We start from the raw sequence: 16,220 nt of genomic DNA on the forward strand, positions 1-16,220 counted from the left end.
TGTTAAGCATACCGCCAGCGTTCATCCTGAGCCAGGATCAAACTCTCCGTTTTGGATTTCACACTACAGAGACGCGATTCATCGCTTCTCTATATGTTCGTTTGTTGACTCTATATGAAAATTCCTGTATATTGGAACCCTCATCTGTCTTGCCTAAGCAAGACTTTTCTTGCATTGTTTTGACGAGGATCGACTTGTTACTTGGCTTTCAAACTATTATTTTTTCTCGGTTCGGCTGTTTGCGGCTTTTTCTCTCACCGCTCACTTTGTCTACAATAGCAACTCAACTAAAACTCGTCAAGTATTTTTGAAATTTTTTTGAATTTTTTTTTGCCCTTACTTGTTCGCGGTTTTTAGGCGCCTCATCCGACCAGCGGTTCGTTGTTGGTGCGTCAAGTGAAATACAGATAGACCCATCGTAGGTAAGCATCAGAGAGCTAACACCCAAAGATTAGCTGAGTCAGAGTGGGAAACGCTATAAATAATTTTGCTATATCAATGCGCTTTGCCGGCACCCAAGTAAAGCTCACCAACTTTAGGGTCATTGAGTAACTCTAAGCCAGTTCCAGTGATTGCATCGCGTCCAGATTCAAGAACATAACCCCTAGAAGCCATCTCCAAAGCTTTACGAGCATTTTGTTCAACCAGTACAATCGCTGTACCACTTTGATTGATTTGTTTAATTTGATCAAAAACCTGCGTAACTAATATAGGTGACAAAGCCGCAGACGGCTCATCCAAAAGCAACAAACTTGGCTCCAGCATCAAAGCTTTACCCATCGCTAACATTTGCCGCTCACCACCTGATAAAGTACCAGCACGTTGAGTACGACGAGTATGCAACTTCGGAAACATCCCATATATCTTGTCCTTCAACGGTTGCAACGAAACTGAGCGCACGAAAGCACCCATTTCTAAATTTTCCTCAACACTCAATGAAGGAAATACATTCGCTATTTGCGGTACATAACACATACCACGCTGAACAATTTGATTCGATTTCAGTCCTGCAATATTCTCACCATTTAATACAATAGTACCAGTATGCGGATTTAAAAGCCCAAATATTGTTTTTGCTAAAGTGGACTTGCCCGCACCGTTTGGACCAATAACAACCACTAACTCCCCAGGCGCCACGAGAAAATTAACACCTTGCAAAATATCTACGTCTTTAATATAGCCAGCATGTACGTTCTGAACTTCTAATAAATAATCAATAGCCATTTGTCAATATCCATTCAAGTATACAGATATTTATTAATAGTCGTTAGTTAACGGTTATTTGGTCAAGAGTAGCCAGTAACTTTGCTGACAACTCAGAAACCGGGCTTTTGAAAAACCCAGTTTCTTGGTTTTGTTATGGCGTTTTTTGCAGTTCAGGACGCTCTTCTGGAATAATGGCGCCTTCGACGGGGCAAACCTGTAGGCAGATACCACAGTCAATGCAAGTAGCAAAATCAATCCAATACCAATCAGTGCCTTTCGTATTTTTACCAGGGCCATCATGAATACAAGCTACCGGACAAGCATCTACGCAGTCGGCAACACCTTCACAAACATTTGTAACAATCGTATGTGGCATCGCGTTCCCCTCTATCAAAGCTATATTAAAGCTATACAAAGCTTTTTAAGTTTATACCGACTCAATCACAGGTGGAGAATCAGCTTGTATCCAAGCAATTTGCCCAATGCCTTTAGATGATGCATATTGCTTAATACTTTCCGCATCGCGTCCTCCCAAGTCCATCTCAACTCGTACCAAATGAGCAGAGTTACGAAGTTTGGCACTATAAGCGAAAGCCGCAGTATATGCTTGTGGACTTAGAGCTACTACCAACCAATTTGTAGCTGGTATCGTGTTCGGCAATTGCGACGCTGATAGTACTTCATACAAGCCATCAAGCAAAAACACAAAACCAATACCTGGTATATCTACCCCTTGCGGATGATAAAGCCCCAAGAGATTGTCATAACGACCGCCTCGACCAATTGACCTCGGTTGACTATCTGTATTACTTACTACCTCAAACACAATCCCCGTATAGTAATCTAAAGTCTGAATCAAGCTTAAATCCAAAACAATAGAAAAATTACCTCCAGATTCAAGCAACTCGACTAAAGATTTTAATTCATTGATTGCAAGAGAATCCTCTGGTGTACTAGCAATATTCTCCAGTTTCGCAAAAACTACCTCCGGGCGCCCACGTAAATCAAGCATTTGAAACGCACGCTCCCGTAGTTCGTCAGTTAATGGCAACTCACGAAGCGCAACTCGATCAAGATGCGCTATGGCATTACGAACACTATCAAGCAATTTTGAAGGAAAAGCTTGAAGCAATGATCTAGTAATTCCTGCTTCACCCAAAACTAAATGCCAGTTGTTCAAACCTAATGCAGTCAAACTTTCTGCAACTAGTAGCAAGATTTCCGCATTAGCTAATAACCCACTGCCACCCAGTAATTCAACACCTGCTTGGTAGAACTCTTGCTGACGATTGTGCTTGGACTCTCGCCGCTCAAATACATTTGCATTATAATACAAACGCTGCGGATACACTGTACCAGCCATCCGTGTTACGGCAGTACGAGCAATCGAAGCAGTTAGTTCTGGACGCAAGCCTAATTCTTCGTCTTCTGCCGAGTGCAGTTTTAACACTGTACGGCGCCCAATTGCACCTCCTGCCATTAGCGTATCCATACGCTCTAGCGTTGAAGTGATAATTCTGTGATAGCCCCAACGGTGAAAAACCTGCTGTAACTTATCTTCAATCCAGCGTTTCTGAGCTACATCGAGGGGGAGTAGATCCCTAGCTCCCGCTGCTGGTTGGTAAACCATAAATTATTTTTTCTTCCCACCAAACAAACCACCAAACAAACCGCCCCCGGACTTTTCTGGTTGCTTAGTTGCCTGAGTCGGCGATGCTGTTTTCACCGCAGTCCCAGATTTCTGCCCCGAAAGTTGTTCGAGCTTGCGTTTACCCTCAGAAGCCATTTGGTCATTAGGGTCTAACTGCAAGGCGCGGTCAAAATGGACTTTTGCCATTGTTGTTTGATTTTGCTTCAAATAGACCACTCCGATCAAGCTATGACAGCGACTATTATGTGGAGCAATTTTAATTGCATCTTGAAGCTCTACCCTGGCTTGTGCGAATTGATTCTTCGACATTAACTCTTGGGCACGACGTAGATAATTGGCAATGCTTGCGTCTTCCTTATTCACAGCAGCTTGTGGTGATGCTGCCTGTATACTCCCGTTTTTTTGTACTGTATTATTTGATGGTGGTGGTGGCGCCACCTTATCGAACTTTTTACCAGCAGTCCGCATCAAATACACTAAATTTAGTTCGCTAACGTAAGCAATGATTTGTATAGCTTTCGATAATGAATCATATTGAGTCTCGGCGATTTTCATAATCGTACTTCTATATAACTGTTCAACATTCGGTGAAGCAGCTAGCTGACGCGCGGCATCCGTACTTAAATCAATCGAAGCGGACTCTTGTACCAAACGTTTGCCCATTTGCGATAGCACAACCATGTACTCAGTCCGAGTTCGCTCTTGTGATAACTTTTCGTAGGCAGGGTTAACAAGCTTCGACAGTAACTCACTTGCTAGTTGTTTTTCTTCGGCACTTGCTGACGCACAACTATCTGGGTGTAAACGACGCGCAATTTTCAGATACCGTTTGCGAATCTCTTTGGCATCAGCATCAATAGGAAGACACAAAACAGCATGATAATCTATGGAATCAAATTTAAATAAACCACGTTCTATTTTTATAGACATATAGCGCCATAAGAAAAAAGTATACATTAATCTTTCTAGTTTACTTCTCTTCTCTAAAATGGCTATAAATTTGACACATCTCAACGACTCCATGCGGATAAAGGCGGCACCTTCATCAATGAGTAACTAACAGCGTCATGAATGTGACTATTAGTCGCGAGAATCCGACCGGACTCAATCTTTAATGGCGAACCATCATAAGCTGTAACCTTTCCCCCTGCTTCACGCAAGATAACTATCCCTGCCGCCATATCCCAAGGTGAAATACCACGTTCCCAGTAACCATCAATACGACCACACGCTACGTATGCTAAGTCTAATGAAGCGGCACCACCACGTCTAACTCCTTGGGTCAGGTGAGTAAAATGACAAAACTCTGCGTAGTTATTATCAGTAGTTTCACGGCGGTCATAAGCAAAACCTGTTACTAGTAAACTTTTACTTAATTCCGAAGTCTTAGACACCCGAATTGGATGACGGTTGCGCGTTGCTCCTAAACCTGTTGCCGCACGAAAAAGCTCGTTGTTCCGGGGGTCATAAATTACGCCAACTTCAGGAACCCCATCAACTAAAAGTCCGATTGATACGGCAAACATGGGATATTGGTGGGCAAAATTAGTTGTGCCATCAAGCGGGTCAATTGCCCAAAGATATTTATCCTGCTGATTCCCTAACTCTCCAGATTCTTCTGAGAGGATAGCGTGTTCTGGTAAATGGCGCTCCATATGAGCAAGAATTACGTCTTCAGAAGCTTTATCCGCAACCGTTACCAAATCACCAGGGCGCCCTTTTTCGATTACCGAATCTTCGGTTTTACCTAAATACGACTCTAAAACTGCGCCAGCAGCCAAAGCAGCTTCAGTAGCAATATCTAGAAAAATTTGTAAATCGTTCATTAGATGCTTCATAAACTAACAGTACATAACTATCTATTAGCACGCCGAAACTCAGCCGGAGAGACACGCAGGGGTTTATCTGGGTTCCAAATACCAATTCCCATCAATCGCGCGAACTGTTGGGCACGCTCAAGTTTGAGGTCATACTTATTATTAGGGGAACGAGCGACGTATAAAGCATAGCCGTCTTTAACCATTTGCTCGTTTAACAAGATTTTATCTTTCCATACATAAGCAAGAATACGACCAATCTTGTCTTTTGCTTCAACGTCAAATTCCAAACTTACCAGGTTCGAGGCAATTAATGCTTCAAGATTCAATGCAGCATCGTTTCCCCAAGGACGTTGACGTAAGTCAGGTGCATCAATTCCAATCAAGCGAACCTGAGAAATTAAGTTCGGCTGTTCCCCTATCCCCATCACTTCAAAAGTTTGCCCACTTACCACCCGTACTACTCTAACCTGCATTGGTGTACTTTCAACCTTTTTGACAGGCTGGCATCCAACAACTAAAAGCAGAAGGCTTAATAAAATTACTTTTGTTATGAATTTCATGCTTTTTTTACAACTAGTCAACTAGTCAACTAGTCAACTAGTCTTCATCTAAAGGTAAACCCGCGCGTACTCGACCTTTCGCAAAAAAGCGTCCAAATTGAAGTTCGTACACTTCATCTTCATCTTGGGTTTCAACTTCTATATCAGAACGCGCGTAGCTAACACAAAGCAAAGCATAACCTTTGTTTTGCAGTTCCAGTGACAAACCAATTGCTTCTGGCTGGTAAATTTCTCCTGATAGTACACGTACTGCACAAGTAGTACATGCGCCGTTGCGGCAGGAAAACGGTAACTCTTTACCCAAGTGTTCAGCGCTGTGAAGAATATAGCGGTCTGCTGGAACCTGAAACGTATGAGTAATGCCTTTTTGGCGGTCGCGTACTGTAATGGTGTATTTTTGGAACATTATCTTGGCTAGGTTTCTTGCTTTAGTAGAGATTTAGTTGAGATTTCAAAGAGTCTCAGAAATATTTTTGTCTTTCAGTCCAAATATTATTGCAGTTTTTCAAATTCAATTGTATAGTAATAACTTGTGGCATCTGGAGAGATGGCCGAGTGGTTTAAGGCGCAGCACTGGAAATGCTGTAACGTCGTAAGGTGTTCATGGGTTCAAATCCCATTCTCTCCGTTTTATAAGGCTTCTAAATGCTTTACGGGTTTATTTTAAATACGTTATAGCACAGGCATACGAACTGTGCATTATTTATATAGTATACCTAATCAACAAGTGATTAGATTTATCATCAAAACTATTGAGATGAAACGCTAGATTTGCTCTGGGTAAGTTTCTTAGCTAAAGATAGATACCTTAAATGAGTTTTACTTGAGCGCTAAATGATCTTTAATGATTTAAAAATTATTCCTTCCGGATTAGTACTGGTTTTCATACTACTTAGGAACTCTTGAAGCTGTTCATTACAAGGAAACTTTCGGAAGTCCTGAGTTTTCTGGCAAGTAGCTGCTTTAGCAATGCACTTTACCCTTTGCGTTTCCTGTGTTAATTAAGAACAAGGGTATAAAATAGTGCTGGCACCGACAAGGGTTATGACTCCATTGCAACACTCTCGACAACCGAATGATGAGCGAATCTTAGGTAAGCTAAAATTAAACTTTCTTGAACAACCAGGAGAGGTAGACATTTTTAACCAGGAAACTAAGTATTTACACAGTTATCTAGAATACTACGAAGAATTTATCGATAGATTGATTATTAAATCAAAATCTATTTGTACTGCAAGTGGTTCGTTCACACCTCTTCATGCAGTTCGCGCGGCTTCCGGCGCCGATTTTGTTTTAATACTCAAAAATGTTCAAGAACAGTGGAGCGTTAAATTACAAAGCGATTTGAGTGAATATATAGAATTAACTGATTTTGAAAAAATCGTAAATTCTAGTATTTTGCCAGCGATTGATTATGAATCTATTTTCAATCAATTACAATCTGGCATCTACAAAATATATGAAGATAATAAAAATGTTTCTAAAACCTTAATAATATTACCTATTAACAAAGAACCACAAGCTGAAGTTATAGTAGTTTGTGGGGTGCCTTTGGATTCTGAACTATTGACAGAAGCATACGGGAAAATTGTATCTGCTTTTTATAAAGCAAGTTTAATAACTCAAGATTTAGAATTGATTGAAGCTGCTATCTTAGATAATCTTAAATTTAATTTTGGTTTTATATCTTCATCGTTATATCAAAGAAGATTTAACTTGTTTTGTCAACGGCTCAAACAAATGGTGGTGTATTTTGAGCCAGTTTTACACACCGAGCCAGATGACTTATTCATAAGCGGTTGGGAAGCATTAGCACGCAACCCTCAAAATCATATGGCGCCTCTAGATTTATTTACAGCAGCAGAACTGTGGGGTTCCAGTTTTACCGTTCAGCTTGACCAACATTTTCTAAACATTGCAACCGAACGTTATCGTCATGCTCGAAAATTAACACAGAGACGCGCGGGGGATGTTGTTCCTTTATCAGTAAACGTTTACCCAGAGTCTTTAATGCAGGTAGAATATTTTGAGGCTGTAAAAAAAATTGTTAAAGATAGAATAATTTCTCCTAGAAACTTGATTTTAGAAATTTCTGAAAAAACTGACTTACCACTATTTCTTAATGGAGTACGGTTACAAAATCCGCTTCAAAACTTTAAAAAACAATTACTTGAATATGTAAGTAAATTAAAAATTCGTTTTGCAATAGATGATTTTGGCGTCGGTTATGCTTCTGTCGCACGTTTAGCTGGTTTAAACCCGTCTCACGTTAAAGTTGACCGTGAACTCCTTTATCTTTATTCAAGTGATATTATTATTCAGTTCGTTCACGATTTAGTCGGCGCCAATAATTTAAACCCTGCCAAAGTTATTGTCGAAGGAATCGACGAAACCACACCAATTAGTTTACGCTCACTTAGAGAGATTGGGGTTAGTTATATTCAGGGACATTTAGTCGGAAAGCCTCAGCCTGAAGTTTACCGCTTGAGTCAAGAAAAGTATGATGAAATAAGACAAAGGCTTTTACATTAATTCATAAACTGCTTTCCTATATTAATAATAGCTAAAACTTATACATCTTACATTGAGGGGTCAAACACCGTAATTTGATGATTTAATCAGCTTTACCGTTACATTTCTTAACTTAGGCTTGGTATTACGTAACACATAGCATAGAATTAACCTGCAAAAATGAAATATTAACTGCTGTAATTGTAGAGTTACTAAACGGCGCCTGCTCATATTAGTGTTACAAAGCAGCAGTAATAGATATTTATTCTTGCTGAACGTCGTGAACGAATATCATCATAAGGAGAATTTATTTAAATGACTCAGAAAAAAAAATTAGGATTTGGTTGGATTGGATGTCAAACACCTAAAGCAAGACACAGAGATCATCGTTGTTCGATTTACTGCGTGATTCCACCACATATGCTGGAAAATGTTGTGGTTAACGGCAGTGAGCAAATGCGTGACTGGGCATTTCATACGTTGAGCTTATCATCTGAGTTTCGTGGACGGCGCCGAGTCGTTGGGAATGTAAATTTTGCAGTGTCTCCAGGGGAAAAGCGACGCACCATATATGATGCAGCTACAACTCAAAGGCTGCCAGGTAAACTAGTACGCACGGAAGGAGACCCACCAAGTCAGGACGAAGCTGTAAACGAAGCATATGACTCAGCAGGCTCAACTTATGATTTCTACCACGAAGTCTTAGAGCGTAATTCGATTGATGATAAAGGTTTACGCCTTGATTCAACTGTACATTACGGCGTGAAGTACGATAACGCTTTTTGGAACGGCGACCAAATGGTTTATGGTGACGGTGATGGCCAACTATTTCAGCGCTTTACTAAGTGTATAGACGTTATCGCCCACGAGTTAACGCATGGTGTAACACAGTATGAAGCTAGTCTTACCTATAGTGGTGAGTCAGGAGCGTTAAATGAATCAATGTCAGATGTTTTTGGCGCCTTAGTTAAACAATGGGTAAAAAAACAAACCGTAGACCAAGCTGACTGGATTATTGGTGAAGGTTTATTTGCTGAAAAAGTCAAGGGTGTTGGTATCCGCTCAATGAAAGAACCTGGAACGGCATACAATGACCCGGTTTTAGGTAAAGACCCACAACCAGCCCATTACAAAGACATTTATACTGGTGTCAAAGATAATGGCGGAGTACATATTAACTCAGGTATTCCAAATAAAGCATTTTGCCTAACTGCAATGGCAATTGGCGGTTATGCTTGGGAGAAAGCTGGAAAAATTTGGTATGTAGCTCTACGTGACCGTCTGCACTCCAGTTCAAATTTTCAGGCTGCTGCAGCTACCTTATCACAAGTTGCTGGAGAACTTTATGGTCAAGGCAGCAATGAACAAAAAGCAGTACAAAACGCATGGGAACAAGTGGGAGTCTCCATAAGTAAATAAAATCTGATTCCCGACGCACGTTTCGGCTCGTCGGGAATCTATGGCAATTGATAAATTTTATTATTGTGTTGACTAGGTGTTATTTAGCTAGTGGATAATAAAATTATCTTTTCGGTTTTTTCATAAAACACCCTCATAATATAATATGCGAGTTTATTTAGAGCGCACTGGTGGCTTCGCTGGGATGTCACGAACAACAAAAGTTGACACAACAGCGATACCCCAAGATACAGCAAAGCAACTACCACAACTCCTACAAGAGTCAAATTTCTATAACTTGCCAGATTATATTGATTCATCTTCCCCTAAACCTGACAGCTTTTACTATCGTCTAACGGTAGAAGACAACGGACAGACACACACAGTAAGCGTCGGTGAGTCTGCCGTTCCAAGTAATTTAAAACCTTTGATTGAGTGGATTAACAGTGCAGCAGTTAGTCAAAACTCGAATTAGTTAAGAGAAACCAGGTTTCAGTTTACAGAAATCTGGATTCTTTAGTTTTTACAACACATCCCAGGCTGTTCCTTTGTAGCCATATTGAAAAATTTCTGGGTGTAATATTTCGGCCAGGATTTCCACTGATTCAACGAGTCTTGGACCCGGACGGTTAAAATAGGCATTGCCGTCTGTTACATAAACTCGTCCTGTTTCGGCAGCATGTAAATTTTGCCATTCTGAGCGACTTGTAAGTAGCTGTGCTTCATGACGTGCGCGATTCAAGTCAAAGCCACAAGGCATAAATATAATGATATCGGGATTGCTCGCAACCAAATTTTCCCATTTGATTTGACTTGAATTTTGACCAGTTACACCAAATAAAGGTTTTCCACCTGCATACTCAACTAACTGAGGAATCCAGTTTGCAGCATACATTAAAGGGTCAGTCCACTCTATACACGCAACAGCAGGTAAACTTTCGGTTGCTGAAAGACCTTTAGTTCGTTGTTGAACTATTTTGACGCGCGCTTCTAGGTTTTCAATGAGTTTTACAGAGTCAACATTAAACACACGTCCAAGGTTCTCAATATCCAACCAAACATCATTAAGAACATTCGGTTGTAGGGAGATAATTTTTGGTGGATTATCTACTATTGTCGCAACTGCTTTTTCAACATCGTTCAAGCTGACAGCACAAACATCACATTGATCTTGAGTCACAATATGAGTAGGATGCAAATTTTCTAATACATCTGTCTGAATTTGATATATGCTGAGAGCATTTTGCAGTAGATGATTAACCTTGTCATGAATTTCACCACTATGAGCATTTGTATTCAGTCGCGCCTGAGTACAAACAGGGAGGTTTTGTACTTCTGGAGGATAGTCACACTCATGCGACCTCCCGACTATTTTGTCTGTCAGTCCAAGTCCAGCTAGTATCTCTGTACCGCTAGGTATAAGTGAGACTATTCTAACGTCGTCCTTCATTACCATACCTCCGCAACAGCTATCATTGGTTTAATTGTGGCAAAATTCTGCAATTTGTATATCATTCTGTAGACGTGTTGCTTTAAAGATTCGCTTATACGTGGGGCGCCTGAGAAAGCACGCAGGTCTGATTATGATAAAAACAATAAGATTATGTAATAAGTTAGGAATACCTCAATTATCAATGTTCAACTACAAAACTCAAAGCCATTATGACTTTTTATACTGTATATTTTTAGCATAAGTATTAATACTGAAATACTCAATTAAGACTAAATAATGAGAAAGCGAATATTTTTTAAGACTATTTAAAACTTTTTAAGTTGTTACTGCATGGCTTTACGCTACTGCTCTATCGGTGAAAAGCATGGTGTCTGAACCAATAAAAATTTTACTACTTACTTGCGTCAGTAAAGAATTAGAAAGAGATTTAGAAAAACATCTACAAATGGTAGCCGACGCTACTGTTAAAGATTCTCACGCCATCTCTATATTTGAGGAAATTTTAGCAGAAGCAACTGCCGATAAATATATATCTATAATTGAAAAAAATAATAAATTTGAGAAAATCTTATCAGCGTTACATTTCCATTCAAATATAGAAGCTGTTATTTTAGATTTACCTTTAGTTGACATTATTGAATTAGAACAAATCACTAAAATACGCAAACTCAACCCAAACTTAGGAATAATTGTAGTAAATGAAAAAGACGATAATAATTTGTTTAAAGAAGCTATCGCCGCTGGCGCGGATGATTATTTAGTAAAAAGCGAGATCAGTCCTAAGTTCTTATTAAGAAGTTTAGTACGTGCGGGTGAGAAGACACAAAAATCCAAAGCAACTTTACAGCAAAATGAAGCACAATTAAGAGCTATTTTTGAACGTTCTTCGATTGGAATTGCTTTAATGGACATGCAAGCAAGGATAATTGACGTTAATCCGGCGCTTTGTTATATATTAGGGTATAATCGGGAAGAATTATGTTCTAAATATCTGGTAGATTTTATCTGTGAGGAAGAAATCACAGCAGAAACTAAGTTTAATTATCAGCTAATAACAAATCAAGAGCGCTTCGAGATGGAGCGACAGTTTTTACATAAAAATGGACGTTTAGTATGGGCGCATCTAAACGTTTCCCTAGTTACTGATATAAACGAACCGAGTTTTTTCCTGGCAATGGTTGAAGATATTACAGAACGCAAACGAACTGAATTAAAACTTAGAGAGAGTAAAGAAGCAGCAGAAGCAGGGAGTCGAGCTAGAAGTGCTTTTTTGGCAACAATGAGTCATGAGTTACGAACTCCTTTGAATGCAATTATGGGGTTATCGCAGCTACTGCAACAAGAAGTTGTAGGTAGTTTAAATGTAAAACAACATGAGTATGTTTCCTGTATATACACAAGCGGCGAACATTTGTTGGCATTAATTAATGATATTTTAGATTTATCTAAAGTAGAAGCGGGTAGAGAAGAGTTAATGTTAGTTTCTTTACCTATACATAATATTGTCAAAAATGTTATTTCGACAGTTATAGAAAGCGCTCACCACAAAAAATTACAGCTTATCGATAAAATAGACGACGATTTACATACTTGTATTGCTGATGAACGGCGCCTTAAGCAAATACTACTCAACTTACTAACAAATGCAATAAAATTTACTCAAGTGGGAACAGTATCACTGGAAGTAAAACGGGTAGAACAGGGAATTGCATTTATTGTAACTGATACTGGTATCGGTATAGACCCCAACAATTTTCAATTATTGTTTGAACCGTTTAGGCAAATTGATAATCGTCTAAATCGACAGTATGAAGGTACTGGTTTAGGTTTGGCTTTAACGCGAAAGCTCGCGCGTTTACACGGCGGAGACTTAACTGTAGAATCAACGTCAGGTGTTGGAAGTCGATTTACTTTATTATTACCAGCACAGCCACAGCAAAACAACGCAGCAAATAATGAGGACTTAACCACCTCCGTAGAAGAAGATTCAACTTCTAAAACTTTTGTTTATACAACTCAATCTTCTGAGTTAGGTGTCAAGCGTATCCTTCTAGTAGAAGACGAAGAACATACAGCAATATTATTGCAGGATTATTTACAAACAATTGGCTATGAGGTTGAATTGATGATGACACCGGAAAGATTTATTTCACGAGTTCATAAGTTTCAGCCTAATTTAATCTTGCTCGACGTGCATTTAAATGCGGATATAAGTGGATTTGATTTACTTATAAGTTTGAACAAGCAGCAAGGTTTACAAGAAATTCCTGTAGTTATGATGACACCTTTGGGGATGGGCGACCGCGAACGTTTTTTACAAGCAGGCGCCATCGACTGTTTGAACAAACCAATTGGTATTTTTCAGCTTGAGTCTGCACTTGTTAAGTATTTGAGTTCGTAGGGTGCGTGACGCTATTAGACTTGCGCTTCGTTTTAAAATTGTTGGTAGCGTCACGCACCCTACTAAACTCTTCCCAAGCTTTTATTACGTTGCCCTGCATTAGTGCTGCTGTTCCTGCTAGTGCTTTAAACTCGCGCTGGTTCGGACTCATTTCTAATGCTGGTTTTAATGCTGCCTCCGCATATGAAGGTTGCCAGTTATACAGACGAACGAATGCAAGGTATGCCCATGCAAAAGGGTTTTGCGCGTCGAGTTGAGTGACTCTTATTAGTGAGGAAATGGCGCCTTTTACTCTTCTTTGTAGTATGTCCGCCAGTGCAACTGAATATGCTAAGTCCGAATTTTCTCCTTCATGCTGTAACCGATATTCGGCGGTAAGACGCGCTTGTGACAAATAATCTTGAATTGGGTCGTATTGATTAATACGCGCGACTTCAGCGAAGATTTTCTCAACGGCTTTGGTTCCTTTAGGTAGATTTGCTGAAAGTACACGTAATTGCGTTACTAAATCTAATGGCACCTGCGTATTTGTAGCGTCTGTGGAAGTATCTGAGACTTTTGGGTCAATGTTAATGGCAACATCGGATATATATATCGGATAACTTTCAAAAGAAACTCTGTTTAAATAAGTTGCTTGTAAAATGTAACTTCCGGGTGCAACATCAGCAGGTGGTAACATTGCTGTGCGCTCAATAACTTGGAATGTTCCTTCTGGCTTTTTAACTGCTGTATATAAATTTCCCATCCCTAAAGCATGGTCATGTAAAAAACTGATTTTTTGATTTTGATTTGAATCTTGATTTTTATGGCGCCAGGTTAGCAATACTAAGCCATTTTTTAATTCGTCCCAAGAACCAGACCATTTGTAAGTTACTGGTACAGAAACACCAGGACGAGTGTTTTTAGGAAGAGTGACTTGTGTAAGAGTAACGGGAACTGGAGCTACTGTTTTTTCACGATATATATCTATTGATGAATATTCTAGTGGACGTGATATGACTTCCACGGGTGGTGTTTTTCTGTGGTACAACCGCAAAAAACTACCATCCCTCAACTGCCATCTAGAGTGCAGTTCAAATAAGGGTGATGTTTCAACCGCTTGGACGATATCTTTTTGTGCTGATGGTACAGAACCTTGTTCACCTGTTTTTGTAATAAACCACGATAAAGAATGAGTATCTTGCTCAATATCTTTTTTCCTTGTCCCTACCTGGCGCCCATAAACTTGAAATTTTGCTAAAGCTCCATAATAGTTAAGATTATGCTGGTTAATTTGGGGTGTTGATGGTAAAACTCCCAAGGTCGAACGTAAATAAGGTTCAGTGCGAATAATTTCTGTAATTACCTCTTTGTGTGGTAGAGCAGCTAGTGACTGAGGGTCATATTTGCCGTTTGGACTCAATGCTTGTGCAGTCCAGTTACCAACCAAGTTACTAACTGGGAATAAATTATATAACATAAGCAAAACAGCTAAACCCAAAGTACCCCAACGAATTCGCTGTCCTAAGATACTTTTTGCTCGTGTTAACCCATATGCGAGAAATACGGCAAGTGCAGGTAAATATGGTACGATATAACGCTCATCTTTATTCATATTCAAAGATGTCAATAAATACGCACCCACTAAAAATACACCTAACCATTGCAACCCACTTTGTTTTTCTTCCTTTTTTTCTGCAAACCTTGCCCAATAAAGTAGCAAGCTAAATATTGGTACTAGTAGCAAAGGTAACGATACTTGATGCGGTAATTGCTGCCAGTAAAAAACCCATGCTTTAATTGTGTTTAAGGGTGGGTCTCCTTCTGCTATCGCTGAGTCAATAGTCGCGCGTTTGCCTGCTGTTAAGATTATCAACCAGTTAGTTCGATACCAACCACCAAATATCAAGCTAGATACCGCAATTCCCGACACTAATTCTAATAACTTACCCCAATAACCAGAACGTAAGGCGCCAACGAGTATCCATATAATTGGAGTCAGAAGAAATAGGAGTGCAGTTTGTTTTACAAGTAGCGCTGTACCCAGTGATATGCCAAATGAAATAACTAGAAACCAGCTTTTTGCAAGCGATGAAATAGTTAGTGAAGGTTTTTTTGATTCTTGAGAATGATTCCACCAAGTCAAGCAAAAGAAACAAAGTGTAACAATTGCAGTTAGAGGATAGTCGAGTAGAAATTGCAGTCTGAGACGGTAAAGTCCAGGTAAAAGTTGACATATAGCAGCCGCCCAAAGTCCAACGTTTGCATTAAATAAGACTTTCCCTAAACCGTATACTGAAATAATTAAAACACTGCTAAACAGTAGCATTACTAGCATCGCTTGGTCTTGTCCGGCGCCGAATATGTTTTGCGTGAGACCTGCGATAATATAGGTAAGCGGTGGAATTTTAGAAGATAGTAACCAGAAACTCTGCCACCACTCACTATTACTTAGCTGAACATTTTGTAACGCACGCCAATAGTTTAACGTCCCTGTTAGGTATTCTGCTTGATCCCATCCGGGAACTGAGTTGTCAAGCGACAACCATATTCGGTCAAAAATGGCGCCGATACCCCAAATTAACACTAATATCAAGGCATTTATTGAAAGTTTTAAGTAAGAACGTTTATTCACTTTTTACCTTCTTGTCTTATGAGCGCACTTATATGGTGGTGGTGGTGATGGTAGTGGTGCGTAACGCTACAGGTTTATTCGCTTCGTTGAAAGATTGTTATGGCGTTACGCACCCTACAGAAATTTTCTCATTTTTACATGCCGAATACCTGCTTCTTCAAAAATATCACCTTCCACTTCAAAACCTAATTGTTCATGCAAGCTTTTGATATATTCTTGAGCATGAATTACAACTTCGAGTATATTTTTACTCTTGATAATCTCTAAAGCATGTAACATTAGTTTCTTACCTATTCCGTATCCACGCACGCTTTGCAACACTGCTAGTCGTTCAATTTTGGCAATACTAGCGTCTAAATATCGAATGCGAACAGTACCAATAAAGTTTCCATCTAAGGACGCAATTAATCGTTCACAAGTTTCATCTTTACCATCAAAGTCTAAGTTGGCATCAACTCCTTGTTCTTTTTGAAACACAGTTTCTCTAATTTGACGAATTGCCTCAAATTCAGCAGAAGAATCAGCTAGTTTAATAATAATATTACTCATTGTTACCTTAATAATTAAAAAAAGTAAGGTGGGCTGAAGCCCACCCTACCTTAAATA

The 16,220-nt window shown here is 39.5% G+C and carries 14 protein-coding genes and 1 tRNA gene; 5 read left to right on the forward strand and 10 right to left on the reverse strand.

Features of this window, described 5'->3' with window-relative positions:
* Positions 1 to 495: 495 nt before the first annotated feature.
* The 7 genes from AC2JBO_RS20635 to AC2JBO_RS20665 form a co-directional block, all read right to left on the reverse strand.
* Complete coding sequence (locus AC2JBO_RS20635) at positions 496 to 1,224, reverse strand: ABC transporter ATP-binding protein (RefSeq protein ID WP_496955527.1); 729 nt, start codon at positions 1,222 to 1,224, stop codon at positions 496 to 498.
* 133 nt (positions 1,225 to 1,357) lie between these two features.
* Positions 1,358 to 1,582, reverse strand: a complete 225-nt coding sequence (locus AC2JBO_RS20640) for a ferredoxin family protein (RefSeq protein ID WP_496955528.1) — start codon at positions 1,580 to 1,582, stop codon at positions 1,358 to 1,360.
* Positions 1,583 to 1,633: 51 nt separating this feature from the next.
* A complete protein-coding gene (locus AC2JBO_RS20645) occupies positions 1,634 to 2,836 on the reverse strand; it encodes an ATP phosphoribosyltransferase regulatory subunit (RefSeq protein WP_496955529.1) in 1,203 nt (400 codons plus the stop codon).
* A 3-nt stretch (positions 2,837 to 2,839) separates the two neighbouring features.
* Entirely contained in the window at positions 2,840 to 3,787 is a 948-nt protein-coding gene (locus tag AC2JBO_RS20650; protein WP_496955530.1) for a J domain-containing protein, read from the reverse strand.
* Positions 3,788 to 3,867: 80 nt separating this feature from the next.
* Positions 3,868 to 4,683: an inositol monophosphatase family protein gene (locus AC2JBO_RS20655; protein WP_496955531.1), complete on the reverse strand. Its 816-nt coding sequence runs from the start codon at positions 4,681 to 4,683 to the stop codon at positions 3,868 to 3,870.
* 29 nt (positions 4,684 to 4,712) lie between these two features.
* On the reverse strand, positions 4,713 to 5,237 hold the full coding sequence (locus AC2JBO_RS20660) for a thermonuclease family protein (protein ID WP_496955532.1): 525 nt from the start codon (positions 5,235 to 5,237) through the stop codon (positions 4,713 to 4,715).
* A 37-nt stretch (positions 5,238 to 5,274) separates the two neighbouring features.
* Positions 5,275 to 5,643 carry a 2Fe-2S iron-sulfur cluster-binding protein gene (locus AC2JBO_RS20665; RefSeq protein ID WP_496955533.1) on the reverse strand — a complete coding sequence of 123 codons (369 nt, stop codon included), beginning with the start codon at positions 5,641 to 5,643 and terminating at the stop codon, positions 5,275 to 5,277.
* A gap of 135 nt (positions 5,644 to 5,778) precedes the next feature.
* On the opposite strand from AC2JBO_RS20665, the gene AC2JBO_RS20670 reads away from it, so the two are divergent.
* The 4 genes from AC2JBO_RS20670 to AC2JBO_RS20685 all read left to right on the forward strand — a co-directional run bounded on the left by AC2JBO_RS20670 (position 5,779) and on the right by AC2JBO_RS20685 (position 9,621).
* Positions 5,779 to 5,865, forward strand: a tRNA-Ser gene (locus tag AC2JBO_RS20670).
* Positions 5,866 to 6,281: 416 nt separating this feature from the next.
* Positions 6,282 to 7,769, forward strand: a complete 1,488-nt coding sequence (locus tag AC2JBO_RS20675) for an EAL domain-containing protein (RefSeq protein ID WP_496955534.1) — start codon at positions 6,282 to 6,284, stop codon at positions 7,767 to 7,769.
* Between the two features lie 294 nt (positions 7,770 to 8,063).
* A complete protein-coding gene (locus AC2JBO_RS20680; RefSeq protein WP_496955535.1) occupies positions 8,064 to 9,167 on the forward strand; it encodes a M4 family metallopeptidase in 1,104 nt (367 codons plus the stop codon).
* 145 nt (positions 9,168 to 9,312) lie between these two features.
* Positions 9,313 to 9,621 carry a protealysin inhibitor emfourin gene (locus AC2JBO_RS20685; RefSeq protein ID WP_496955536.1) on the forward strand — a complete coding sequence of 103 codons (309 nt, stop codon included), beginning with the start codon at positions 9,313 to 9,315 and terminating at the stop codon, positions 9,619 to 9,621.
* A gap of 48 nt (positions 9,622 to 9,669) precedes the next feature.
* Here AC2JBO_RS20685 and AC2JBO_RS20690 read toward each other — a convergent pair whose 3' ends face one another.
* Entirely contained in the window at positions 9,670 to 10,596 is a 927-nt protein-coding gene (locus AC2JBO_RS20690; RefSeq protein WP_496955537.1) for a cobalamin-binding protein, read from the reverse strand.
* A gap of 367 nt (positions 10,597 to 10,963) precedes the next feature.
* Between AC2JBO_RS20690 and AC2JBO_RS20695 the strand changes: the two genes are divergently transcribed.
* Entirely contained in the window at positions 10,964 to 13,000 is a 2,037-nt protein-coding gene (locus AC2JBO_RS20695; RefSeq protein WP_496955538.1) for a PAS domain S-box protein, read from the forward strand.
* Here AC2JBO_RS20695 and AC2JBO_RS20700 read toward each other — a convergent pair.
* A complete protein-coding gene (locus tag AC2JBO_RS20700; RefSeq protein ID WP_496955539.1) occupies positions 12,981 to 15,614 on the reverse strand; it encodes a phospholipid carrier-dependent glycosyltransferase in 2,634 nt (877 codons plus the stop codon). The two genes, AC2JBO_RS20695 and AC2JBO_RS20700, sit on opposite strands and share 20 nt — an antisense overlap.
* Before the next feature lie 114 nt (positions 15,615 to 15,728).
* Positions 15,729 to 16,163 carry a GNAT family N-acetyltransferase gene (locus AC2JBO_RS20705; protein WP_496955540.1) on the reverse strand — a complete coding sequence of 145 codons (435 nt, stop codon included), beginning with the start codon at positions 16,161 to 16,163 and terminating at the stop codon, positions 15,729 to 15,731.
* Positions 16,164 to 16,220 lie beyond the last annotated feature (57 nt).

Source organism: Calothrix sp. CBUCES-K 9914 (genome assembly GCF_059640475.1).

Bases quoted from the DNA above. Each gene is read 5' to 3' on its own strand.
- AC2JBO_RS20705 (WP_496955540.1), bottom strand. From the start codon at position 16,163: ATGAGTAATATTATTATTAAACTAGCTGATTCTTCTGCTGAATTTGAG.
- AC2JBO_RS20645 (WP_496955529.1), bottom strand. From the start codon at position 2,836: ATGGTTTACCAACCAGCAGCGGGAGCTAGGGATCTACTCCCCCTCGAT.
- AC2JBO_RS20675 (WP_496955534.1), top strand. From the start codon at position 6,282: ATGACTCCATTGCAACACTCTCGACAACCGAATGATGAGCGAATCTTA.
- AC2JBO_RS20640 (WP_496955528.1), bottom strand. From the start codon at position 1,582: ATGCCACATACGATTGTTACAAATGTTTGTGAAGGTGTTGCCGACTGC.
- AC2JBO_RS20635 (WP_496955527.1), bottom strand. From the start codon at position 1,224: ATGGCTATTGATTATTTATTAGAAGTTCAGAACGTACATGCTGGCTAT.
- AC2JBO_RS20680 (WP_496955535.1), top strand. From the start codon at position 8,064: ATGACTCAGAAAAAAAAATTAGGATTTGGTTGGATTGGATGTCAAACA.
- AC2JBO_RS20685 (WP_496955536.1), top strand. From the start codon at position 9,313: ATGCGAGTTTATTTAGAGCGCACTGGTGGCTTCGCTGGGATGTCACGA.
- AC2JBO_RS20665 (WP_496955533.1), bottom strand. From the start codon at position 5,643: ATGTTCCAAAAATACACCATTACAGTACGCGACCGCCAAAAAGGCATT.
- AC2JBO_RS20695 (WP_496955538.1), top strand. From the start codon at position 10,964: ATGGTGTCTGAACCAATAAAAATTTTACTACTTACTTGCGTCAGTAAA.
- AC2JBO_RS20655 (WP_496955531.1), bottom strand. From the start codon at position 4,683: ATGAACGATTTACAAATTTTTCTAGATATTGCTACTGAAGCTGCTTTG.
- AC2JBO_RS20660 (WP_496955532.1), bottom strand. From the start codon at position 5,237: ATGAAATTCATAACAAAAGTAATTTTATTAAGCCTTCTGCTTTTAGTT.
- AC2JBO_RS20650 (WP_496955530.1), bottom strand. From the start codon at position 3,787: ATGTCTATAAAAATAGAACGTGGTTTATTTAAATTTGATTCCATAGAT.
- AC2JBO_RS20690 (WP_496955537.1), bottom strand. From the start codon at position 10,596: ATGAAGGACGACGTTAGAATAGTCTCACTTATACCTAGCGGTACAGAG.